At 43.6% G+C, this 23,913-nt stretch carries 19 protein-coding genes and 1 pseudogene; 10 read left to right on the forward strand and 10 right to left on the reverse strand.

Annotation, left to right across the window (positions count from 1 at the left end):
- Positions 1-104: 104 nt before the first annotated feature.
- Positions 105-446 (reverse strand): annotated as a pseudogene (locus RH96_RS15355) (septal ring lytic transglycosylase RlpA family protein); the annotation flags it as partial.
- A 1,077-nt stretch (positions 447-1,523) separates the two neighbouring features.
- Entirely contained in the window at positions 1,524-2,666 is a 1,143-nt protein-coding gene (gene rodA, locus RH96_RS05215; RefSeq protein WP_010198122.1) for a rod shape-determining protein RodA, read from the reverse strand.
- 262 nt (positions 2,667-2,928) lie between these two features.
- Here rodA and RH96_RS05220 point away from each other — a divergent pair, with 262 nt between their 5' ends.
- Both RH96_RS05220 and RH96_RS05225 read left to right on the forward strand, forming a co-directional pair.
- Positions 2,929-3,927 (forward strand): D-Ala-D-Ala carboxypeptidase family metallohydrolase, encoded by a 999-nt coding sequence (locus RH96_RS05220; protein WP_010198123.1) that lies wholly within the window; start codon positions 2,929-2,931, stop codon positions 3,925-3,927.
- Positions 3,928-4,159: 232 nt separating this feature from the next.
- On the forward strand, positions 4,160-4,708 hold the full coding sequence (locus RH96_RS05225; RefSeq protein ID WP_010198125.1) for a hypothetical protein: 549 nt from the start codon (positions 4,160-4,162) through the stop codon (positions 4,706-4,708).
- A 176-nt stretch (positions 4,709-4,884) separates the two neighbouring features.
- Here RH96_RS05225 and RH96_RS05230 read toward each other — a convergent pair whose 3' ends face one another.
- The gene (locus tag RH96_RS05230) at positions 4,885-6,462 is read right to left on the reverse strand and encodes a M16 family metallopeptidase (protein ID WP_010198127.1); all 1,578 of its coding nucleotides are present in this window, start codon (positions 6,460-6,462) and stop codon (positions 4,885-4,887) included.
- A 69-nt stretch (positions 6,463-6,531) separates the two neighbouring features.
- Positions 6,532-8,082, reverse strand: a complete 1,551-nt coding sequence (locus RH96_RS05235; RefSeq protein ID WP_010198129.1) for a M16 family metallopeptidase — start codon at positions 8,080-8,082, stop codon at positions 6,532-6,534.
- 3 nt (positions 8,083-8,085) lie between these two features.
- Between RH96_RS05235 and RH96_RS05240 the strand changes: the two genes are divergently transcribed.
- The 3 genes from RH96_RS05240 (at position 8,086) to RH96_RS05250 (ending at position 10,690) form a co-directional block, all read left to right on the forward strand.
- A complete protein-coding gene (locus RH96_RS05240) occupies positions 8,086-8,280 on the forward strand; it encodes a hypothetical protein (RefSeq protein ID WP_010198131.1) in 195 nt (64 codons plus the stop codon).
- A 797-nt stretch (positions 8,281-9,077) separates the two neighbouring features.
- Positions 9,078-10,052, forward strand: coding sequence for a signal recognition particle-docking protein FtsY (gene ftsY / locus RH96_RS05245; RefSeq protein ID WP_227500944.1), 975 nt, complete (start codon positions 9,078-9,080; stop codon positions 10,050-10,052).
- A gap of 65 nt (positions 10,053-10,117) precedes the next feature.
- Positions 10,118-10,690, forward strand: a complete 573-nt coding sequence (locus tag RH96_RS05250; protein ID WP_010198134.1) for a methylated-DNA--[protein]-cysteine S-methyltransferase — start codon at positions 10,118-10,120, stop codon at positions 10,688-10,690.
- Positions 10,691-10,839: 149 nt separating this feature from the next.
- Here RH96_RS05250 and RH96_RS05255 read toward each other — a convergent pair whose 3' ends face one another.
- The 5 genes from RH96_RS05255 to RH96_RS05275 all read right to left on the reverse strand — a co-directional run bounded on the left by RH96_RS05255 (position 10,840) and on the right by RH96_RS05275 (position 17,349).
- Positions 10,840-12,054, reverse strand: coding sequence for an ABC transporter permease (locus RH96_RS05255; protein ID WP_010198136.1), 1,215 nt, complete (start codon positions 12,052-12,054; stop codon positions 10,840-10,842).
- Complete coding sequence (locus tag RH96_RS05260; RefSeq protein WP_010198138.1) at positions 12,054-13,364, reverse strand: ABC transporter permease; 1,311 nt, start codon at positions 13,362-13,364, stop codon at positions 12,054-12,056. The genes RH96_RS05255 and RH96_RS05260 overlap by 1 nt, the downstream gene beginning before the upstream one ends.
- A 3-nt stretch (positions 13,365-13,367) precedes the next feature.
- Positions 13,368-14,567, reverse strand: coding sequence for an HlyD family secretion protein (locus tag RH96_RS05265; protein ID WP_010198140.1), 1,200 nt, complete (start codon positions 14,565-14,567; stop codon positions 13,368-13,370).
- A gap of 63 nt (positions 14,568-14,630) precedes the next feature.
- Positions 14,631-15,494, reverse strand: coding sequence for a YihY/virulence factor BrkB family protein (locus tag RH96_RS05270; RefSeq protein WP_010198143.1), 864 nt, complete (start codon positions 15,492-15,494; stop codon positions 14,631-14,633).
- Positions 15,495-15,624: 130 nt separating this feature from the next.
- Complete coding sequence (locus RH96_RS05275; RefSeq protein WP_010198146.1) at positions 15,625-17,349, reverse strand: TolC family protein; 1,725 nt, start codon at positions 17,347-17,349, stop codon at positions 15,625-15,627.
- 722 nt (positions 17,350-18,071) lie between these two features.
- Between RH96_RS05275 and glpK the strand changes: the two genes are divergently transcribed.
- From glpK to RH96_RS05295, 5 genes are all read left to right on the forward strand, one after another.
- On the forward strand, positions 18,072-19,673 hold the full coding sequence (glpK, locus tag RH96_RS05280) for a glycerol kinase GlpK (RefSeq protein ID WP_010198149.1): 1,602 nt from the start codon (positions 18,072-18,074) through the stop codon (positions 19,671-19,673).
- Between the two features lie 263 nt (positions 19,674-19,936).
- A complete protein-coding gene (locus RH96_RS05285; protein WP_010198152.1) occupies positions 19,937-20,449 on the forward strand; it encodes a hypothetical protein in 513 nt (170 codons plus the stop codon).
- 151 nt (positions 20,450-20,600) lie between these two features.
- A complete protein-coding gene (locus RH96_RS15045) occupies positions 20,601-20,741 on the forward strand; it encodes a hypothetical protein (RefSeq protein WP_157999881.1) in 141 nt (46 codons plus the stop codon).
- A 241-nt stretch (positions 20,742-20,982) separates the two neighbouring features.
- Positions 20,983-22,011 carry an endonuclease/exonuclease/phosphatase family protein gene (locus RH96_RS05290; RefSeq protein ID WP_010198154.1) on the forward strand — a complete coding sequence of 343 codons (1,029 nt, stop codon included), beginning with the start codon at positions 20,983-20,985 and terminating at the stop codon, positions 22,009-22,011.
- Between the two features lie 215 nt (positions 22,012-22,226).
- Positions 22,227-22,919 (forward strand): TetR/AcrR family transcriptional regulator, encoded by a 693-nt coding sequence (locus tag RH96_RS05295; protein ID WP_010198157.1) that lies wholly within the window; start codon positions 22,227-22,229, stop codon positions 22,917-22,919.
- 113 nt (positions 22,920-23,032) lie between these two features.
- On the opposite strand, the gene RH96_RS05300 is transcribed toward RH96_RS05295, so the two are convergent.
- Positions 23,033-23,806, reverse strand: coding sequence for a hypothetical protein (locus tag RH96_RS05300; RefSeq protein ID WP_010198160.1), 774 nt, complete (start codon positions 23,804-23,806; stop codon positions 23,033-23,035).
- Positions 23,807-23,913 lie beyond the last annotated feature (107 nt).

The raw sequence follows: 23,913 nt of genomic DNA on the forward strand, positions 1-23,913 counted from the left end.
ACTCTTCGGTGTTCGACTAAAAAAGATAAACTCAAACAAAAAACGCCTAACTCATCATGGTTAGGCGTTTTTTTACTCTAATTAAGAAGGCTGTTGTTTTAGAACTAAGGTCCTGAAACACGCTCAATCGAGACGTTACCAACCCCTTTGCTCGTGATACCTAATTGCTTGGCAGCACCATAAGACAAATCCATTACACGATTACCATGGAATGGACCGCGATCATTAACTTTTACCACGACGCTTTTGCCATTGGTTTTATTGGTGACTTTCACATAGCAATTTAGTGGTAGTGAACGATGAGCCGCTGTTAGGGCATTCATATCAAAAGTATCACCGCTGGCCGTTTTGCGACCATGAAACTTACGTCCGTACCAAGATGCCAAACCGGTTTGCTTAAATTTGCTTACTGAGTTAGACGCGACTGCTGTTAAGCGCTCTAACACATCTTCGTCATTGCTTACTTGGGCGGTATCGCTCGCTAATAGTGAGCTGCTAAGTGCTAATGAGGTAGGCTGACGGGCAGACTTAACCAAGCTTGAAGCACCATCATGTTGACGGCTAAGCTCACCGAGTACACGGTCGATATGGGAGGCGTTATCTTGCGAAATCATTGCAAGGGTGGTTTTTGCTTCTACTGCATTGGCATTAGATGCGACTGCAGAGCCAGCAAATAGAAATACTGACATTGTAAGTAAACCAGATAAACGCTTATTCATAAATACCTCTATAACTTATACATTAAAACCTAACTCTAAAAATCTTAGATCGAGTGTGACAGACTTAGACCAATCTAATCGTGTCGCAAGCTCTAAAGCCTATGTATCAATCGGTCATTCTAATCAGGATTGATGCAAAAGATGGCTTTTATAGGGTCTAACATATGATAATTTTCATTTTGTTATCATAAATGCGTTGCAGTAGTAAATGACCGAAACGTTTACGATATGCTCAAATGATAGTTAACAATATTAATTAAGTACCGACTCTAATAGTTGGATAACTAAAGTTTAAATGGTCAGTACCGACATTTATCATATCCGATAAACAAACTTCCATGTATTGCTAAATTAATAAACGTTTTGAAGTGTATTACGTATTACTTTGTTATTAAAGCGTTAATTAAGTAGTCGATTTGAAAGCCTGAAATCTCGGATTTGCTAACTATACGGATGAGCTATAACTAAAATATAATTAAATGCTAAGTTTGTTAGTAGCTCTGTACGGGTTATGTAGCAAAACACAGTAAAACGAGGTTAACGCAATTATTTGTAAAAAACAAGGATTAAAACCTATCAGTGTAGATTGACAATAAGCACGCTTTTGACGAAGAAAGACAGTGATTTTATTTTTAATAATTCAATAATATCAAAAACTTATGATGAATAACTGCTTTAGAGGAAAATGGATAATATCAAGAATGTCTGTAGTATTAATTACAAATAAAGCCAGTTTTTGGTCATTAAAACTGACTCGCATTCTATTTTTTCATTTTTACCGTCAGAGTTATTAGATGATGGCGGTTAGTTAGATTTATGAGTATGAATGGACATCAGCAGCCCAAATCCCGCCATTAAAGTGACGATTGCGGTGCCACCATAGCTAATGAAAGGCAGGGGTACTCCAACGACAGGTAAAATGCCGCCGACCATACCGACATTGACGAACACATAAACAAAAAATGACATGGCGACCGCGCCTGCTAATAACCTGCTATACACATCGGGATGGGTGAAAGCGATATATAAGGCACGGGTGAGTAAACAGGCATAAACGAACATCAACAACATCACGCCCAACAGACCAAATTCCTCAGAGAAAGCCGCGATGATAAAGTCGGTATGGCCTTCCGGTAAGAAGTGTAGATGCGACTGCGTGCCCTCTAAATAGCCTTTGCCCGTCAGTCCACCTGCGCCAATGGCTGTTTTGGACTGAATGATGTTCCAGCCAGCTCCTTGTACATCTGCTTCAGGATTGAGTAATGTCAATACTCGGGTACGCTGATAGTCGTGTAACAAAAAATTCCAAGCGACGGCGATGAGGGGTATCGCTAAGACGGCCGCGCCCGAAATCACTCGCCATGACAGACCTGCTAAAAAAAGCACGAAGATGCCACTGGCCGCAACTAACAGTGAAGTACCTAGATCAGGTTCTTTGGCAATCAATAGCACTGGAACGATGATCAAGGCTAAAGTGATGGCGATACTTGATGCTGATGGAGGTAGATCGCGCTTAGACAAAAACCAGGCACACATCATCGGCATACCAAGTTTCATAAACTCTGAAGGCTGCACGCTGCCAAATCCTGGCAGGTTAATCCAGCGCTGTGCCCCCATGCGCACCTCACCAATGATGTCTACCAATACCAATAGTACGAGTCCAAGTACATAAAAAACAGGCGTAAAGGTACGATAAATACTTGGCGGTATTTGTGCCATGGTAAACATCACGGCAAATGCCACGCCATAGCTGACCATTTGGCGTATGACCATGCTATTGTCTTGGGTCGAGGCGCTATATAGAATCGTTAAACCAATGCAGCAAACTGTTAATAGAAGCAGGGTCAACCATGGATCGATATGGATACGTTGCCATAGCGTCGGCGCATGACCTTGACCGAAATGGTGGCTCTGACGTGAAAAACGATATTGCGGATTAGAAGACATAGGCAAAGTGTGACTGGCAATTGGCGTAAAAGAGATGTCGAATTTGACATAAATGTGTGATCAATCAGTGATTACAAGAGGTTCATTCCAATAGATGCCAGCAGATAAAGTAACACATCAGTAATAAAGTCACGTAACTATGAAAATTATGAGGATAAGTGTTAATTACGAATAGGTGGCTACGAATTAGAAGCGATAGTTTAGCCTGCTTGCCAAAAATTTGATAGTATCGATAAAACGTTTTTAGCGGTAGCTTCTTGCAATGATCAATAAAAAAAACCATGTCTATCGGCAGATTCATAAGCCTATTATCGCCCTATTGGTTTGTGCCAGTAGTATTAGCGTTCATGCGGCTATCGTGAGCGACAATAGTGAGCGTCGTATCGAAGTCCGTCAAGGAGGCAGTAGTGGCAATAGCAGCAGTAATGCTTATATCAGGCCTTCCACGAACGCGACAAGCTATAACTCAGGCGTTACTATGTTAAGTGGGGCAACAAGGTTAAGTGGAGCAACAAGGTTAAGTGGAGCAAATGCGATAGCGGGCGATAGCATGCAAGGGCTAATTCAGCAAAAACAACGTGATTTCGATTTTGACGCCAGCTTATCCATCGAAGAAAACAAACGCGTCAATGTCAACAGACGTACGCCTAGCTATAATACAACTTATCCTTCCACTTACAGCACCAGTAATAATACTTATAACAATTTTACCAGTATCGACTTTAACGGCTGGCTCAACAGCAATAGCTACCGTGCTAGCCAAGTCGCTGATTATCAGCGCTATTTGAACGCACGAGTGGGTGCGCATAATGTACCACCCTTGTCTCAGCTGCTTACGACGGCACGTAGTTGGGATAAATGTGGCTATGAGCCTTATCAGCTGCCACCGCAAGAATTATGGGCCAATATAGTTCCCACACTACGACTGTATAGTGAGCTAAAGAATCAAGGTATTTTACCTGCCAGTAGTGAGATACGTTCAGTTTACCGTAGTCCTGGACTCAATGACTGTGCTGGCGGGGCAGATAGCAGCAAACATATGACTGCGGGTGCTATAGATATTTGGGTGCCGGAGTACGAAGATAATTCATGGCTGCTGAGTACCATGCAAGATGGCCTATGTCAGTTTTGGCAATATCAGGGGCAGTCTCATAACTTTGGGCTAGGACTGTACTCCACGGGTGCTATTCATTTGGATACTGAGGGTTATCGCAAGTGGGGCTTTAATCATGCTAGCAGCAGTTCATCATGTCGTTATTAATAGTTTTATTCGCATAGTCAAAACGACTATAGTCAATCCACTATAAAAGCGTTACAGCGTTAACCTCGCTTGAGGTATTAAATATACATCTACACTCGGTTGCCTTGTACCACTTTTAAATTGAACCGACTATATAGTTATCCTATTATACTTATACAAATCACTTTTTATCTCAGTAAACTATGCTGTATTATGTCAAAAAATATAGCCTAGTTTATAGTAAGCGGGATTTATGAAAAAGTGGTACTTAAGAGTAGAAAGATCAAATCAATCAGAAAAATCGAAAAAAAGCACTTTGCGCTCAACTCAGATGTATGCAGGGCTATGTTGCTCGGTGATTTTGTCTCTTCTGTTTATTAGCGCCTGTAGCCCGAACACTGCTTCTGAAAATAGTTTGCCTAACGTAAATGCCTCGGATGCAAAAGACATCGAAGAAAACATTAAAAACTCTTATGCACGTCTCGCTGCCAAACGTCCTGATGTATGCCCAAAACTACTACAAAAAAACGTCGACGATGACACTATTGTCCGTACTGCGGAGGTCATGATATCGAATTATTGCGATTATTACTTATACCCAGAAAGGGGTCAAAGCATAAACATCGATATCAATACCGATCAAATCGAGACATTGCTAATTGTGCCAACCATGCATAACTTTGCCAATGGTTCCTATCAAGTCGAATCTTATGATAAGCATGTGATTCGTTTAAATTATGTCGGGGTGACTCATAAACCCGAGCGCTTAAGCTATGACGTAAACATCACTATCACTAGCTAACTTGACTGAAGCCAATTACTTTACATAGTAGTTAGTACTTGTAACGTCGTCCTTTATTTTTCTATTGTTTATTCTTCTTCTATTTCATATAGCTGCTTTCAATAATTAATATTAATAGTTTGCCTAGAAGCACTTTTATAAGTGCTTTTTTTGATTCTCATTATTATTGATAAGCATTATTTATTAGTCTTCCAAGGATCCTCTTGTCCAACCGTGACAATCAAAAAGTCATCCGGTTTGAGCGTATCGCGCATGGTTTTATTAACCTCTGGTAATTGTACTTGGTCAATACGACTCACATAATTGGTCAGATAATTCTTGGGCAACTGATAAAAATTCATCATTCCCAACAAGCTATTGATACCGGCATTGCTGGCAAAACCCATCGGAAAACTGTTCTTTAAATTGTCAGTCGTCAAGCGCATCTCAGTGCTAGTAATACCATTGTCCAATGTATCATTAATGACGTCTAAGCTGGCGTCAATAGCAGCGCGCGCTTTATCATTACGGGTCGAAAACCCAATCTGATAAGGACCTCGCGCCAGCATCGGACTCATTGAGCCTGAAATACCATAGGTATAGCCAAGGTTTTGTCTGATTTCGGTCATCAGCCGCGCATTGAAATCACCGCCTGCTAGCACTTCGTTACCCACGGCAAAGTTGGTTTGCTTCTGTTGTGCGATAGCATCGGTGGCGCGCTTATCGCCCAGTTGCCCCATAAGTACGGTCGTTTGGGTGCTGGGAAAAGGAATGTGAATATGCTGCGCTTTTGTCAGTGGTTTGGGCTCAGGTAGCGTTGTCGCTGCTTGACCGACTGGCAAATCAGCCGTGATATCGTCAGCAAGTTTTTTGGCTTGGGTTAAAGTCAAATTACCCGTCATCGCGATAGAAGCATTTGCCGCCACCAAATAGCGATTTTTGAAGTCGAGCAATTCTTTTCTTTCAATACTCGGTACACTGTCGAGCGTACCAACGGAAGGGTGCGCGTAAGGATGGTCGCCATATAAGGCTTCGTTAAAAGCAATGCTCGCAAGACTATTGGGGTCTTGTTTTTGCTGCTGCAAACCGACTAAGAGTCGCGCTTTGTTACGTGCTAGGATATCTGCATCAAACGCCGGTTCATTTAGCATTTGAGTCATCAAGTCGACGGCAGGCAGTAGATGTTTGTCATCGGACAAGCTGCGTAGCGAGACGATAAACATATCTTTATAGGCGCTACTGCTCAAATTCACTCCCAAGGTTTCAACAGCGCGGGTGAACTCATTTTCATTTAAGCTTTTAGAGCCTTGTTCCAACATAGTAGCAGTCATATTGGCGATGCCAAAACCGGCTTTGCGTATGCTGCCATCTCGGGCACTACCTGCATTAAAGCGTAAATCAATATCAACAATGGGCAGGGCAGTGGTGCGTACAAAAAGCACAGGGATGCCAGCTTTGGTTTCGAACTGTTGAATGGTTGGCACTGTGACTTTTAATGGCTTGGCATCAGCGACACTTGTAAGCTTTGATAGTGCGACTATTGGTGCATTTATATCAACGGCAGCTGATGGCGTACGAAAGTCTTCGCTACCAGTGGTATCTGCCTGAGCGGTGGTCGTCAATATCGTCAAACCTAACAATATACCTAGGCTCAAGTAGGAACGCTGTTTAAATCTAAGTTCGAAATGAGGTTCGAAATGAAGTTTAAATTTGCGCTTTACTAACGGCAATAAAGGGCTTTTTTTTGTATTCATGAGAAAAGTAATCTGAGTCATGGCTTTCTTCTTATTAATAAGGTCTTTAGCATTGGCTTATCAGTGAAAAATATTGACAGCACGTTGTTATTATTTGTTTTTGCTTACCGTTTTTTGACTTGCTTGCTTTGTAGATGCTTTTTCTTTAGACGCTTGCTCAGTAGGCGGTATCACATGCATGACGGTCAAATTATCTTTGACCAAGTACTTTTTACTGGCTGCTTGAATATCAGAGATTTTGACGCCATCAAGCTTGGCTGGTAATTCGGCAAGCAGCCTGTCATCGAGACCGATAGACTGTAGCGAGCCAATCATGCGTGCCTGACCCTCCATACTGTCTTGCGCATAGATCAATCCAGTGACCGTATTGGTTTTGGCACGACTGATTTCGTCAGCAGCAATAGGATCGGTTTTGAGCTTTTCTATTTCAGAGAGTATGGCTTGCTGCGCTTGTTCTAAGCTAACACCTTCACGCGGTGTCGCTTGAATTAAAAACAGTCCATCGCCGCGATCAAGCAAGTCATAAGAGGTGCCAACTGTGGTGAGCAGGCCTTGTTCGCGTATCAGTCGGCTCTCTAAGCGAGCAGACAGACCACCATCCAATACGTCTTGTGCCAGCGATAACGCGTAAGCTTGTTTTTCATTGGCTGTGCCGGCAGTGACGAGACTGGGCACGTTATAGCCCATCAGCAAAACCGGTACTTGTACTGCTTGTTCAGACTCAACTTGCTGATAACCACGAAAGCCTTTTTGACTGACAGCAGGGCGTTTGGGCAGATTGCTTGGTTTGAGATCACCGAAGTAGCGTTTGACTTGCGCCAATACTTCTGTTGGGTCGACATCGCCGACTATCACCAAGGTCGCATTGTTGGGTGCGTACCAAGTCTTGTACCATTCTTTTAGCTCTGGGAGCGTAATGGATTCAAGCTCACTCATAGGGCCAATGACAGATTCGCCTTTTGGGCTATCAGGCAGCGCCAACAATCGGAATGATTCATAAGCTTTGGCAAGTGGGTTGTCATCTGTACGTTGGCGTCGCTCCTCCATGACCACTTGATGCTCTTTGGTAAATTCTTTGTCATCGAAGATTAAGTTTTTCATTCGATCGGCTTCGAGCTCTAGCGCTAGCGGCATGCGGTTGGCTGGGAATAGCTCGTAGTAACCCGTATAGTCATAACTGGTAAAGGCATTGTTAACGCCCCCAAATTTGGCGATCAAACGTTCATAATCGTCACTCGATACATTAGAGGTGCCTTTGAACATCATATGCTCTAGCAAATGCGAGAGTCCGCCTTTATCAAGCGGCTCGTCTGTCGACCCCACTCGATACCAAATCTGGGTCATAGCGACGGGTGCGCGGTGGTCTTCTTTTACCACGATCTTTAGACCGTTTTCTAACTGATACTCATGCCGACCTGACATATCCATGGACAACGCTGACGACTGCTGATCGTCCTTACTGTCTGGATTTTGATTTACCTTGCTCTGCGCCGCACCTTGCATGGCTGGATTTTTGACAAGCGCGTTTCCATCCGCTGACGAAGGAGTACCAACAGTATTGGTTTGACAAGCCGCAAGAGTAGTTGCTATAGCCAAAGCGCCAGCAACGCGTAAAACGTGTAGTGGTAAAGTCGAGGACATGGTATGTTCTGCTTATATAAAAAGATGACTGAATGTGTGCCTGCTAACTATAATAATCACCAGCGTTATAGCGATTTGTGTGCGCCAACCATTACGCTAGCCGTCGGTTTAAACTCTGATGTTGTGTTACAGCCAGTCGCTGACAATGCGATGGTGGCTATTAGCAGAGCTGCACTGATAGAGGTTATTTTTTTATAGCAATTTAGTGACGATAGCATAGGTGGTTCCTAGTAGAAAGTTATTGAATAAAGTTCGCTAAGAGTAGGCGAAGTTGCGCCTGCTAAGGGTCAGATTTTTGTGTCCAAACCTTAAGCGAAACTTTCTCAACCGTTTGGCCTGTCCGATCACTTCTGACTATTTAGCGTTGGTCTGGTAGGGTAAAGGCTGAGCGCAACTTGAATTATGCTAAACTAGGCTAAAAATAATCTATCATTTGAATGGTAGAAAACTGACAATATACCGATCAATTTTAAAATAAACATCTTACTAATAATGATAACTTTTAGGGCAAGCTTATGAATAACCCAAATAATAGCAATCGTGTAGTCATTAACCTTGACGGTGGTCTCGATGACTTAGATGACGATGATATTACCTTACCCAGTCTACCGGTGCAATCTATGCCCATCGTTGATGAGGATAGCGTACCTACCAAACCGTTAGACGATGCTAGGGTGACTGATAAGCATCATGATAATGTGACAAATAACGATAATGTGAAAAATAATGACGATACGACAAATCAAGAGACGACGACAAACAAAGACGTCTCAAGCGCTCATGCTGCTGAAAGTATCGCTTTAGCCACGCCGATTGTCATGACAGAAGAGCATAACGTACCTAAAAGTTCCTCTGAAAGCTTTTCGCGTGCCAAAGAAACAGAAGCTAGTAGCAAGACCAATACGGCTTCAACGATTCCAACCATGCCATTACAGGAGCAGTTGGGAGATAGTCCGAGTGTGACCCCCGTTGTTAATAGCGATGGGCAAGTTGCCATGCCAAAAGAGCCAGTAGCAGAGACTCAAGAAAGTCAGAAAAAAGGCAGCTGGTTTAATCGGATGAAAACAGGGCTGAGTAAATCACGTAAAAATCTAGCTGAAGGTATGGTCAGTATCCTGATCGGTGGCAAAGAAATCGATGATGAGTTGTTAGAAGAAGTTGAAGATCAGCTACTGGTTGCTGATATTGGTGTCAACGCGACCAACCGTATTATCAAAAGCTTGACTGAGCAGACAGCTCGTGGGGATTTGATTTATTCGCATTCATTGTATAAAGCATTGCAAACGGAATTGGTTGATATCTTAACGCCAAAAGTAGCGCCGTTGGTGGTTGATACCAGCAAAAAACCTTTTGTGATTTTGGTTGTGGGCGTCAATGGGGTCGGTAAAACCACCACCATCGGTAAACTTGCCAAACGCTTACAAGGTGAGGGCAAATCTGTCATGCTGGCTGCTGGTGATACGTTCCGAGCTGCCGCAACCGAACAGCTGCAAATCTGGGGTGAGCGTAATAACATTCCAGTCGTGGCGCAAGGTCATGGCTCAGATAGTGCCTCTGTCATTTTCGATGCCATGCAGTCTGCCAAAGCAAAAAACATTGATGTGCTGATAGCAGATACCGCTGGGCGCTTGCAAAACAAAACGCATCTCATGGCGGAGCTAGAAAAAGTCGTACGTGTCATGCGTAAAGCCGATCCAAGCGCACCGCACGAAGGTATGATTGTCCTCGATGCTGGCACGGGTCAAAATGCCATTAATCAAGTAGAACTCTTTAACAAAGTCGTGCCATTAACGGGTATTACGATTACTAAGTTAGACGGTACTGCTAAAGGTGGTGTGGTCTTTAATATTGCCGAAACCACAGATGTGCCTATCCGTTATATTGGCGTTGGCGAGTCGATTGATGATTTACGCGCCTTTAGTCCAAAACAATTTGTCGCTGCCTTGTTCGAAACCGACGATAAAGAGTAGCGCTCGATAGGTCGTTTTAGCCAACAAACGACTCTTGGGAAAATAATAATTTGAAAGGAATAGTCATGATAGTTACTACAGCAGTTTTTGGATCACATCAATTGACGTTGATTGCGAGTGTCAATGAGCATAGCAGCCCTAAACTGGTTGAAGTCAATTGGCTGCTGGCAGGTAACTCTTGGCACAGCTCAAAATCTATTCCCAAACTTAAAAAGCACTACGGCCTTGTCGATCAGAGTTTTACATTCATTAATAACGATAGCCTAAGCGAAAATGAGCCTGCCCAAGCATTACTCATAAATGCTATCGAACAATTAAAGGCTTATTTTAAAGGGGATCGTCAGAATTTCGATTTGCCTATAGATGCAAGCTTAGGAACCCATTTTCAGCAACGAGTTTGGCAAGCATTACAAGATATTGGGTATGGCGAGACAATCAGCTATGCAACACTGGCGCAAAATGTAGATAATCCCAAAGGCTTTCGCGCGGTGGCCAATGCCAATAGCAAAAATCCTTTTAGCATTATCGTTCCTTGTCATCGCGTCATTGCTAGCGATGGTAAGCTTGGCGGTTATACGGGCGGGCTGGATAAGAAAGAATATTTGCTAGGGCTTGAAGGCGTCACTTGCAAAACTTAGTTTGAAGCAGATGCCTATCACACAAATAAACCCAAAAAAGGCCAAACGTTTTAAGTGTTTGGCCTTTTTTATGAATCGTCCCGTCCTGAAATAAGTCTAAGAAAGATGATTTTATTTATGGATAGGAAAATTGACAATCGCCTGACTTGTTACATCTTTATCGAAACTTTATGAGGCAATTGTTTTTGTGAGGTACGCCAGCGAAACAGCAGCAGTAACGCAAAGTAAAATGCCCATAAGCCTGCGAGCGCATAAAAGCCCATAGCGACTTGAGCGACACTGGCCCCCATTTGATTTAGCTGCACAGAAGTATTGATAGCAGGGGTAGTCGGTACCAGCCAACGTACCAACTGTAGTATCTCAGGGAGTTGGTCGGCAGGCCAAGGATAGCCACTGATAAAAAATAACGGTAACGAGCTAAAGATTAAAATTTGCATACTGCGCTCACGTTGCCGGAACCACAGTCCCAGCAAGCAACCAAGGGTGGCGACGGTCGGACAAAATAGCAGCAAGAATAACAAACTGCCAGCCATGTTTTGTCCACGGGGATAATGATGGAGCTCAAACGCCCAGCCATAATAAAAGCAGCCGATGATAAAGCTCAACATGCTGAGTGCACCAATACGTCCTAGCCAGCCGCGTATCGTAGTCATGTGGCGGCGCTGCTCATACCAAGTACCGATCAGCATTGCGGTGGCCATGAGTAACGTCTGCTGCAAGATAATAATGGATACCGCTGGCACTACATAAGCGCCATAACCTTCAGTTTGGTTGTATAAAGGAATAATCTGTAGCGGTACGGCTTGGGTGTTTTTGGCAGCGGTGGGCGAATATGCGCCTTGTGCCACGCTTTTTTTCACTTCAATACCAGCCGATACCGTACTGACCGCTTTTAAAAATCCCAGCTGTACGTTTTTGTTCAAGATAAAGTAGCCGCCATTGCCGAGCACACTCACGCTAGCTGCTTTACCAGACAACACTTGCTGCTCAAGGCCACTAGGGATGACCATATAGCCAGCGATTTGATCCGACCACATGGCCTCGATGGCATCTTGCTCATTAATAAATCGCTGTGTGTTCAGCTGCGGGCTGGCACTCGCATAACGGACAATGGTACGGGATAGATTGCTATTGTCTTTATCGATAATGCCAACGGGTACGTGATTGACGACTTCAGTAGAATACGGCCATGGATAAAAGAAACCATAAATGATAGGAGCCATAATTAAAAGCAAAACCACGCCTTTATCGGTAAAGATATCTTTGAGAGTCTGTAAAAAACTGCCTAAGAAGCTCTGTGACGATGACGAAGTGGTTGATTCAGCATGTTTTTTTTGTGGCTTGTTTTTTGATAATGGCGACATTAACGTGCTCCCCAACGTTCAGGACGCGCCAATGCGCGCTTGCTTAGTACGGCAGTCAAGCCCATAGCAAGCAAGGTCGCTAGCGTTAGGCCATAAATGATTGGCAAAGATACGGCAACGGGTGCGTGCATCTGTAATTGCGCGATATGTAGTTTTAGATAATGGGTAAGCGGTAGGATGTTCGACCAATGCTGCGCGCTATCACTAATAGCGATATAAGGAAAAGTGACACCTGCAAAAGCGTAAGAAGGCGCAGAAATGAAACCGGTAGCGGATAAGCCCATACGCAATGAAAATGAATTCAAAGTAAAGATGGCTCCTAGCCAAAACGACAGCATCATCAATAGTATCAGCCCGATGTAAGTGACAACCATTGAGGCGAGAGCGACCGTTTGTTGCGGTGTGGCAAGCCATAGTGCCAATGCAGACCATATACTATAAGCAAGCATTGGCCAAAAATATTTGCCCAATAAGCCAAAAATTAAGACGGCAATACTTACTTGCTGATTTTTTTTGAGACTTTCCGATATTTCAGGGTCATCGCTACGTGTTTGCTTATTGTCGAGCGTAGACAGTGCTTCATTATCTATGAGTGCCGTCAAATTGGGACGACCAGTATCAATAAAAGCGTACCAGTGACCGATTCGTTTATCCCGCAACTCACGTCCAATCGTCGTTGCTCCAATGACCATTGCCAAAATATGCAGCAGTGCAGGGATAACAGTGGAGGCCAAAAACTGCTGATAGTCGGTTGCCGCATTAAACAAACTGATGCGCTGAATACTGATCGGCGAGTAAGCAATCGCCGCTTGCGAGGGTGCCATGCCTTGCTTGACCAAACGCTGTATCTCAACGCCTGCGGATAAGGTGGCAGCGACAGACTGAACGCTTTTTTGGATAATCCCAGAGTGTGTACCATACTGAGCATTTACTTGTAAAATCAGTGGCGCTGGCTTATTGGATAAAATATTTCGAGAAAAATCCTCAGGGATAATCACGACTGCATAAATATCTCGTTGCAGGATTGCCGCTTCAGCAGCGGCTGGCGAGCGATAAAGCTGTCTGACGGTAATATCAGGACTGGCCTCTAGATAGCGCACCACGGTATTAGCAACAGGGCTATTGTCTTGATCGATCACCCCAATAGGCAAATTGGTAATTTGCGTTTGCGAAAAAATCCACCAAATCAGCAGTACTGTCGCCAAGGGTATCCAAACCACCATGGCAAAATCCCAAGAATTTTTGGCCAAAAAACGCCGCTCATAGGCGGCACTACGTATAAAAGCTTCGCTAAGCTGAGTTAGGCGCATGGCTTATTCTTGGCTCTGATTAGCAAGGGTTGGATTGATACGGACGATGACACTCATTCCAGATCGAATCCGCGCATCAGGTTTACTTGGTCGCGCCTTGACTTCAAAGGTACGCACATCAAAGCCATCATCATTATTGGTGGGTCGCCACGTCGCAAAGTCAGACAATGTAGAGGTTGTGTAGACAGTAAACTGCTTGCTATAGGGTTTGTCTGCTGATGATAACGCCGGAATAGTACCAGTAAAATGCTGACCAATGGCAAACTGGTTCAAATAGGTTTCGGTGACATTCAGCACCACCCATTGATCATTGGTATTGACCAAGGTTAATAGTGGCACACCTTGACCGATTACTTCACCAGCACTGACTATCACGTTATCCACGATACCAGCGATAGGGCTTTTTAAGTTGGCTTCTTCTTTTGCAGCCAGTGCCTCATCTAGTTGAGCATCGACTTGCGCCACTTGTGCGGTAGCTGCGGATTTGTCTTCACTACGCGTGCCTTCCATCGCCAAATCGTATTGCAAGCGTGCGGCTTCGGTTTGATCTTGGGTTGCAAGATACTGCGCATAAGCTTCATCGCGTTTTTGTCGCGCCATGAGACCCTCTTCATAGAGTCGATTGACACGCTGATAGGTGTTCTCTGCCAGATCCGAGGCCGCTTTGTTGGCTTGCCATGCAGCCTTTGCTTGCGCAATCTCTTGCGGACGGGCACCATTTTCGGCTTTATCAAGCTGACTTTGTGCCATCTGCTTGCCAGCCTGCGCTTGATTAATCTTTGCGTTAATCTCAGGCGAATCCATTTCAATTAATTGTTGACCAGCCGTCACCTCATCCCCTTCAGTAACCATAATCTGAGCAATACGCCCCGGTACTTTTGCAGCGATGGAGGTTTGCTGCATTTGCATTTGCCCTTGCAGGGTAATGACGTCAGGTTCGCTGCTTTGGTTGCTTTTGTATAAACCATAAGCGATAACGCCCAATGCAATCAGCACGAATAAGACAAGCAGCGCCTTTTTTATCATGGCAGACTTGTCAGATTTAGGATTATCACGATAAGTAGGCGTTGCCTGTTCTGGTTCCACGTCAGGTATGTCTTCTACAGAATCGACTGACGGCTGATCATTATGAGACAGCGTTGACTCATCAGTCGAATCAGTTGATTTGCGTGAGTCGTCTGATTCGTTTGGAAATTCAGTCATGACAGTGAGATTCCTAAAACAATAAAGTTGAGAGTGAAAAGGATAGGGTAAAGTCGTTTTGACCTAGTACACTCGAATAGCATGAGGTTTAGAGTTTTCTAAAGTTTCAAAATTAAAAATAGCACCAAAAGCGATAATAAATGCTGAGTAATAAAGCCACAGCATAATGACTACGGCTGCTGAAAGCGCACCAAACTCAGCGCTATAGTTATTAAAGTTTTGCACATAAATCGAAAATAACACGGACAATAGAATCCAGAGAACAGTAGCTAAGGCAGCGCCTGGCACCAGATTTTTTAGCGCTACGGCGTCACGGTTTGGCGCAAAACGATATAGGCTTAAGAAGCTTAAGAATATAATACCAGCCAATATCGGCCATCTGCTCCAAAGCGCAATGGTCTTAGCGATTTGCGGAAAAGGAAAATAAGCCGCCGCCAAAGGAATAATAGCGATAGAGGAGATGGCTATGATCAAGACCACAACGGCAGCAAAAGTTAAACTAAGTGCTCGCATCGTACCTTGTATAAAGTTGCGCTCTTGGGTGATATGAAAGGCAAGATTAATCAGGATAATTAAGGATTTTATGCCTTTAGAACCAGCATAAAGGGCTAGTAGCGTCGAGATAATCAAACCAAAAGTCAGTTTTGATGCAGTGTTAGAAGCCAGCTCGCTTAAGCGTGAATTAAGAACCTCATATACAGACTCAGGGATAAACGAACGTAAAAGTGAAATCTGCTCTTGCATTTCAACAGGTGAAAAAGCGAGACCATAAATCAGTACAAACACGGCCATTGCTGGAAAAATAGATAAAAAACCAAAAAATCCTACGCTCGCGCAATGTGCCCAAACATTAGGGCTATTTGCTATACGCCATGTCTGAAGCAGGTACGGCAGCCAATGGGTTACTTTAGAAGTTAATTTTTTCATAAAACGCTTATTCGCAGTAGAGCTAGGGTTAGTAGTATCGTAAGGTCAGTAATAATATAGCCATTAGCCATTTAATTATCATCAGTATCAGCGCTTATCAACACGCTCTATTACTCTTCACACGAGATCATTATTCACTATATAAAGTAGGTAACTGAATATCTGCCGCATTAAGATAGGTGTTAAAAGCCAGTGGCGTCCCGCAACTTTGCATCAGGGCGGCAAGCGCTTGCACATAACTGTTGGCTGCCTGCGCTTGTTCAGTTCGTGCTTTGAGAGATTGCGTTTGTGCTTGTACCACGTCAACCGTTGTATTTACGCCTTCTTGGAGACCCAACTGACGCAAGCGCAATACTTCTGCTGCCAAGTCAACATTGCTCTGTAATGCTTGATAACGTGACTGGGCATTATTCATATCGTGCCAATTTTTTTCGACCAACAGCAGCAGATTGTCACTGACTTCAATCTCAGAGAGATCCGCTTGGCGTATTTGCGCGTTACTTGATGCCAGTGATGCTGTTTTATCGAGTCCACCCCATAGCTTCCAAGTGGCAGAGATACCAGCGACCCAACTGGGGTCTTTTTCGACTTGTCCGTAGCCGTACAGCATAACGGTAGGCTTATAACCCGTATCTGATAACGCATGGAGTTGCTGAGCCTGCGCGCGTTTGGCGGCGACTTTCTGTAACCCTGGATGATTGGCGAGTGCCAAGTCTTGGAAATAGCTCACATCAGGTAGCGAGCGACTGGAGACAAACAAAGGCGTGGTCGGTTTGATACGATAATCGGTACGTAATAGCCGCTGCAAAGCAATCATCGCAAGGCGTGCATCATTATTGGCATTGACCGATTCACTTTTGGCATCTGCTAAGGCAGACTGCGCTTCTATTCTGTCGACGCGTGAAATAAAGCCTTCTTCGAACAGACGCTCCGCCATATGATCGGTCTGCTGCAAGGTATCATAAGCATCTTCACGCAAGTAGGCAGCGATGATGGCCAGCTGCGCCTTAAAATAGCGCTCAATTAGGGTGCTATAAAGCTCGTTTTTGTCTAATAGGCTGTTCGCGACTGCTTCTTGGGTGCGTGCATCGGACGCGCCTGTTAACGCTGTTGTCCGCCCAGCAGTGTAAATAGGCCAAACAACGCCAATACCAGCGCCCGTCGTTGAGCCTGAACGATTAAAATCATAAGACTCTGGGAGGCGCTCACCGACCAATTCACCAAAATTTGGCAAATCTGTGTTTGGTGGAATAGGAGGGATAACCTCATCTACGCTATTATTGATCTCATTAACGATGCCGTTTTTGAGCGATGATAAATCAATGTCTTCTTCCACATGATAGGCACTTGCCGATACGCGGGCGAACACCAATGGATTGTCTATGGTTTTTAGGGCATCGGTTTGAAATTGACTGGCGGCAATGGCGGCTTCATTGGCTGCTAACTTTGGCGAGACTTGTAATAAGATGTTTTGCGCCTGCTCAAGACTCAAAAAACTAGACACTTCTAATGGATAGCTGTTATCAACCGCTTTGTGCGTGATAGGATCGATAAGCGTGGCTAGGCGGCTCTGTTGCTCAATGCCTTTTTGCTCAATGCCTCGGCTATGCATGGTGGATGCAGAGCTATTGATGGCAGTATTATCGTCCACTGACAATGCTGTTTTTGTCTGAACAGCCGTCGCAGCGCCAGTTTGTCGTTCATCAGCGTCAACGATCTGGGTTATCGTTACTGGTAGCACGTCATTCTGTGACTCAACGTTATCCATGTTAGCGTTTGCTGAGGTAGCGACGGACATCCCTATGAGCATAACCGTTAGCACAGCAGTAGACAGAGTTGATAATGCAAATTTCATAAGTCACATAAGCCATTAATTAGAATGCAAGATTTTTTAAAACAACGTGCGATATTCATCATTTTAGCCGACCACATAATAGCGTCGTTACGCTATTATAGTCGATTCAATTTAAAAGTAGTACAAGGCAACCGAGTGTAGACGTATATTAAGTACTTCAAGCGAGATTAACGCAGTAATACTTTTATAGTGGAATGACTATATAAACTATCCGGCAGCCAGCAAATTAATAGTGCTCGAATTAATTCTAAGCAAAAAACACGAATAAAATAGGCGGAAAAAACAAAAGATGAGGATATATAAATATTAACTAAAATTTTGTCTTGCCTAATGCGGGGTACACTCTAGAGACACAACCGTGACGGGTCAAGCCTCAATATCTTGTCGTTGTCTATTGTATAATCAATACTGATGTGGTAAGGAAATAGTTTTGGTTTTTATAATAGCGTTATTATTTATTGAATTATCAGAACATAATTGTGATCAGATCATGAATTTTTTATCTATTAACCAATTGATAATTAAATGATTTTTTTGTATTTCATCACTTTGGTTTTACTACTAATTAATAATAATGCAGGTTATGTTTCGACTGTTAATATTATGAAAGGATGGTTATTTAAGTAGGTTAACTTATTTATGAAAACCGCTGAATATAAAAATATGAGAATGATATAAACGATCAATCACAGAATAAATAAGACCAGTAAAGGATATGAGTAATGGCAGGATATATTTTGGCTTTAGATCAAGGCACCACTTCGAGTCGCGCGATATTATACGATGATCATGCGCGTCCCATCAAAATGGTGCAACAGCCAACCACATTACAGACACCCAAAGCGGGCTTTGTCGAGCAGGATGCACAGCAAATTTGGCAGACTCAGATTAGCTGTGCGCATGACGTTATTAACCAAGCAGGGTTGCTCGCTACCGATGTCACTAGCATCGCCATCACCAATCAGCGTGAGTCTATTGTCATGTGGGACAAGCAAACGGGTAGACCCTTAGCACCTGCAATTATTTGGCAAGACCGCCGTACTGCAAACTACTGCAAAACGCTTGCTGCTGAAAGCGCGGGCGGGGCTTATAGTGCTAGCACGGATGAAGACGATGACATGGCACACGAAGTGCAGCGAATCACCGGTTTACGCTTAGATCCGTATTTTAGTGCCAGTAAAATTGCTTGGCTGCTCGAAAATGACCCTAAGCTTAGCGTACGAGCTAGCAAGGGTGAAGTAGCTGTTGGCACCATTGATAGTTGGCTGATTTATAAATTGACAGGTGGTGAGCACGTTATTGATGTGACCAACGCTTCACGGACGCTGTTATACGATATTCATAAACTGGCATGGTCGGAAGAGTTGTGTGCACGTTTTGCTATTCCCATGAGCATTTTACCCAAAGTCCTGCCATCCGATGGTGAGTTTGGCAAAACAAAAAAAGGCTTATTTGCCAAGCAAATCCCTATTCAGGCAGTATTAGGCGATCAGCAAGCAGCACTTTTTGGCCAAGGCTGCCTCGATGCTGGCATGGCCAAAAACACCTATGGTACAGGCTGTTTTATGCTGATGAATATCGGTCAACAGCCAAAGTTGAGCGAGCATAAGCTATTGACGACGATAGCGTGGCAACGAAAGACGACAACGCTGCGCCCCGACAATTTATCCTTTGATCAAATCATGCAGTCTGGTAAGCGTATGCTACAGCCGCCCAAAAAAGAAGTCACTTACGCGCTAGAAGGCAGTGTGTTTATGGCAGGGGCAATTGTCCAGTGGCTACGTGATAATCTGGGTATGATTCAGCAAAGTAGTGAGGTCGAAAGCTTAGCGCGGCAGGTCGATAGTAGTGAAGATGTGGTGCTGCTCCCTGCATTCACAGGGCTTGGCGCACCTTATTGGCGCTCGGACATTAGTGCCAGTATTACAGGTATGAGCCGCGGCACGACCAAAGCGCATATTGCCCGTGCCGCGTTGGAAGCAGTTGCTTACCAAACGTATGACGTGTTAATCGCTATGCAAAAAGACAGCCCGCACCCCTTAACCGAACTGAGAGTCGATGGCGGTGCCGCCAATAATGATTTGCTCATGCAGTTTCAGGCAGACTTATTAGACGTCCCCGTACTGCGTCCCAGAGACACGGAAATTACTGCCAAAGGTGCTGCGCTCCTTGCTGGTCTAAAGACGGGATTGTACGATGAAGCAACGATGCAATCATCATGGCAAGTCGATCGAGTATTTGAGCCGAGTATGTCTGCTGATGAACGCGAGCAGCACCTCTATAAATGGCAACGAGCCATCGCAAGGTCGTTAATGCAGATGTAGACAGGGTTTTTTTGCTGAAATTAGCAGCATCATGTGTTTGTGATTACTTAAAGCATAAATCCATCGTACAAAACCTTGAGAAAGATACAAGCTGTAACGCAACACAATCGTAATATGGACACAGTTTACATAATCTATCTATCTGTTCTTGTACATAAATTTCTATACTTTAGATGAATCAAATAAAAAATGACTCAAGCAACACCGCTAATTTTTAGCACTTAATAACTCTAAAATATAACAAATAATTTAAGGATAATAGTATGAGTAATCATGACGAAATTGATCGCAGTGAAGTAAAACACATGTCAAAAGAAGCCAAGCAAGATTTGAATGCTGACATCATCACAGGTGAGCCAGGCTCACATCCAGTAGGTACTGGTATTGGCGGCTTAGGTGGGGCAGCTGCAGGTGCAGCAATCGGTACGATGGCAGGACCATTAGGTACGTTAATCGGCGGTGCTATTGGTGCTATCGTTGGTGGCGGTGCAGGTCATGCAGCAGCTGAAGCAATTGATCCAACCCATGAAGAAGCTTACTGGCGTGCAGAACATGCAAACGCTGACTATTATACAGAAGAGCATGACTTTGACCGTGACCTACATCCAGCTTATGCAGTAGGTTATGCTAACCGCGCTCGCTATCCTGCGGACGCTCGCTTTGAAGATCATGAAGCAGATTTGGAACGTTCATGGCATGAAGTGAAAGGCGAGTCACGCATGGAGTGGAATGAAGCACGTAGAGCATCACATGACGCATGGAATCGTGTGTCGTAACATGAGTAAATAGAGAACCTCGGCATTTCCGTACTTTTATAGCTGAGTTCTTACCTTTAGCAATTGTAGTTATATTAAAGCCTTTAGAGCACGCTCTAGAGGCTTTTTTACATGTTGCAACCTTGATGGTTGTGGTAATCTTATTGTCTATATGTTAGAAAACGGTGGCTATATTACAGTGATGGCACCAGTGTTTGGCGCAGAGCACAAATACGTGCAGCTGTTGATACTATGTGTCATGGCTTCTATGATTGGTAGTATCGCCTTTGTATTGGCTCGCAAACGATTGTGATTAGATAACCTGTTAAACAGCTAACTACGTACAGATGTAACATGCATATGAATATTTAATGTTATGACTTTGATGGAGCAAGTATTCGCTACATGATCAGTTGATCCATTTTTTGAGTTTTAAGTAGCAGGATAAAGCAATACGAAACACTACAGATTTAGTACGGGCGGTCTATTATCATGAACAAGTTGCTTTATTTATTCATAATAATGCATACTATTCAAATAGCACTAGGATTTTTATGACTTACTCTGCCCATAAAGGTATTGATAAACAATTTTATATCGCCACTGCTAATTTACTAAATTTTGCCAATCCCAATCGTACTTACTATGAAAATGCTGAGCCATATAGCAACAAAGAGTATGAAAATAAACTGCGTGGTATCAGCGATTTATTAGCAAAAGCCCATGCCGACATCATTGCCGTACAAGAAGTATGGGACAGTGAGGCGTTAGAAGCGCTGGCGGTATCGTTAGGATTTAAGCCTGAACATGTGGTTATACCGCTGGCAAGCAACGATAGTGCGAGCCCCTATACTCAAGGTAGAGGGGCACAAAATACGCCTGCTGTGGGAATTATTAGTCGCTTTGAGCAGCTAGAGACGACTTTGTTAGAAGAGGTGGCACCAAAGGCGGTGATTGACATTCCTGATATCGGTCCTTATAAACGCTTTAATCGCCCGCCGCTGGTATTGCGAGTCAATGCATTCGGGCAACCGATTACTATTATTACGGCTCATCTTAAAAGCAAGCGCACTTTTTTCTTACGTGATGAAGCTGGCAATTTGCTAGAAGATATGGATGACCCTAATATTCGTATTCGTGCCAAACTTCGTAGCTTATGTATGCGGGCAGCAGAAGCGGCCTCCATCCGTATGTTTATTATCGAACGCTTAAAGCATACTCGCGAGCCCTTAATCTTACTCGGTGATATGAACGATGTCACGGGTAGTGTGACCACGCAATTGATGACTGAAACTGGCGAAGTGAATTACGACAAAAGCATGCGTGATGTTGCCTTGTTTGATGCCGCTCGTGTCCAAGCGCGTTATGGCTGGATGAAAGATGTAGCGTATACCCATATCTATCAAGGTATGCCAGAAGTGATTGATCAGCTGTTTGTTTCAGAAGAATTCTTGGCTGATAGCAAGTTTGCGCTTGGTCAAGTCGAACGAGTTGACTATTTTAATGACCATTTAAAGTGGGATTATTCCGATAGAGTCATCGATCATGGTATTATAAGGGCGAAAATAAAACTTCATGATTAACCCTATTATGTTGTTAATTGATACATTCTTTTTTAACCCATGCATGTCCCTTGCTTGATAATGTACAAGCGTTTATGATGCCTCTTCATTGAATATAGAGCGGTAATATTAGCCCGTATTATCAACTAACGCACAGTCTTTCTTAGATTTAGAATGAATACTGTCCAATGAAGACCATATTTATAAAGATAGGGCACAACATTAAGAGATTTATAATGAGCGAAAACAAAGACGAAAAGATTGAAGATGTGTTGGTAGACTCGGAACTGGCAAAAAAACTGGTACCGAATAAATTCAAGTTCACCAGTCAGCAAGGCCGTGCACGCCGTCAGAAACTTTTGGCTGGTGCCAAAAAGTTGAGCGAAACACAAGCTATTAATGATATTACTTTGGCTGCTGTATGTGAAGAAGCTGGCATTCCAAGAGCCTCTGCTTACCACTTCTTCCCTAATATCGAAGCAATATTTTTAGCATTACGCTTTTTGAATGCAATCGAAATATTAGAAATAGTAGAAACGGTCGATATCGGTAATTATGACAGATGGCAGGGTTATTTGACGGCACTTATCGATAAGTGTGTGACGATATTCCATAACGATAAAACCAAAGCCAAGCTCGTTTATGACACCAATACACCTGATTTTGAAGGCGATAGTTTTGGTGAAGATATTGATCATCAGATTGTTGATTTGGTTTATAAGCGTTTGTCAGAGCGTTATGAGATGCCGAGTTTCCACGACATTCAAGACACGCTATTGATCGCCTATAGTATTGTAAATGCTATCTTTACCTTATCTTATCGCCGTCATCAAAGCATTACCAATGAGTACATCCAAGAAGCGAACACTGCATTTATTGCTTACTTGCGTTGCTACCTACCAGAAAAACTACCACGTAAGAATCGCTAGTCTTTCTGCAATTTAGCCATTTTGATGACACGCCCTAAGTAAATAAAAAAATCCGACATCATATGTCGGATTTTTTGTGTCTACTGTCTTTGCTCATTATGGTTATGATTGGTCTAACGGATCGGCGTTAATACTTGCCCACGGCAAATATCAGTACTCGTATCTAAAGGCGCATATTGCTCATAATAGCTGACGATTAGATTCTGCAAAGCAACGTTGGTTTGCGAATCATTGGCATTCACATAGGCTTCACGCGCTTGCTCTAGCCAACGGTCTGCCATGCGAAAGTGGCTGCCTGACTCGCGCCAGCCTCGCTCGCATTGATTGGTCGCTGCCCAGATGAGAGAAACCTCACTGAACGCCAGTTCACGTGGTGCTGAAGTAATACCGTCACTATCTTTTAGGGCGCTTAGGGTTGCCCACAGATCGGGTCGCATCAAGGCTGAGTTGGAGGGAATGTCTTGATGCAGGCTGATGTCTTGTATCGTATCATTCTTTAGCGCGTGTAGTATGGTTTCTGCAAACTGTGCTGCTTGTAGCCCAGCAGTTGAGCGACTATTCATGCTGTCTTGATGGATGGCATAGGTCAGCCAAGCTTGCGCTTTATAAGCAAAGTATTGCTGACGTGCGCTCATACTTTTTTGCTGATACTCTTTTAATTGTGTCAGCATACACTGCATAGCACGTTGATGTGTGCTTTGGTATTTATAAGCAGGAGTTTCGCTTTGCAACTCACTATCACAATAGTCATTGGCTTGTAGAGTGGTAGCTTGAGTATGGCTGTTTGCTGCCACTGCTGATGACGCAGTTGCCAGTAGTAATACTGCTGAGAGCGCAGTATAGATAGGCTGTTTGTAAGTTATTGCTTTAATCGCAGAGTACAACATAATACTGACCTTATATTAAGGTAATAAGTGTGGATATTTACTCTTATTAAGACTGACTAACCGATGAATAATAGCAAAGTAACAAAGTAACAAAGTAACAAAGTAAC

The organism is Psychrobacter sp. PAMC 21119, from assembly GCF_000247495.1.
In the GTDB taxonomy this organism is placed as follows: domain Bacteria; phylum Pseudomonadota; class Gammaproteobacteria; order Pseudomonadales; family Moraxellaceae; genus Psychrobacter; species Psychrobacter glaciei.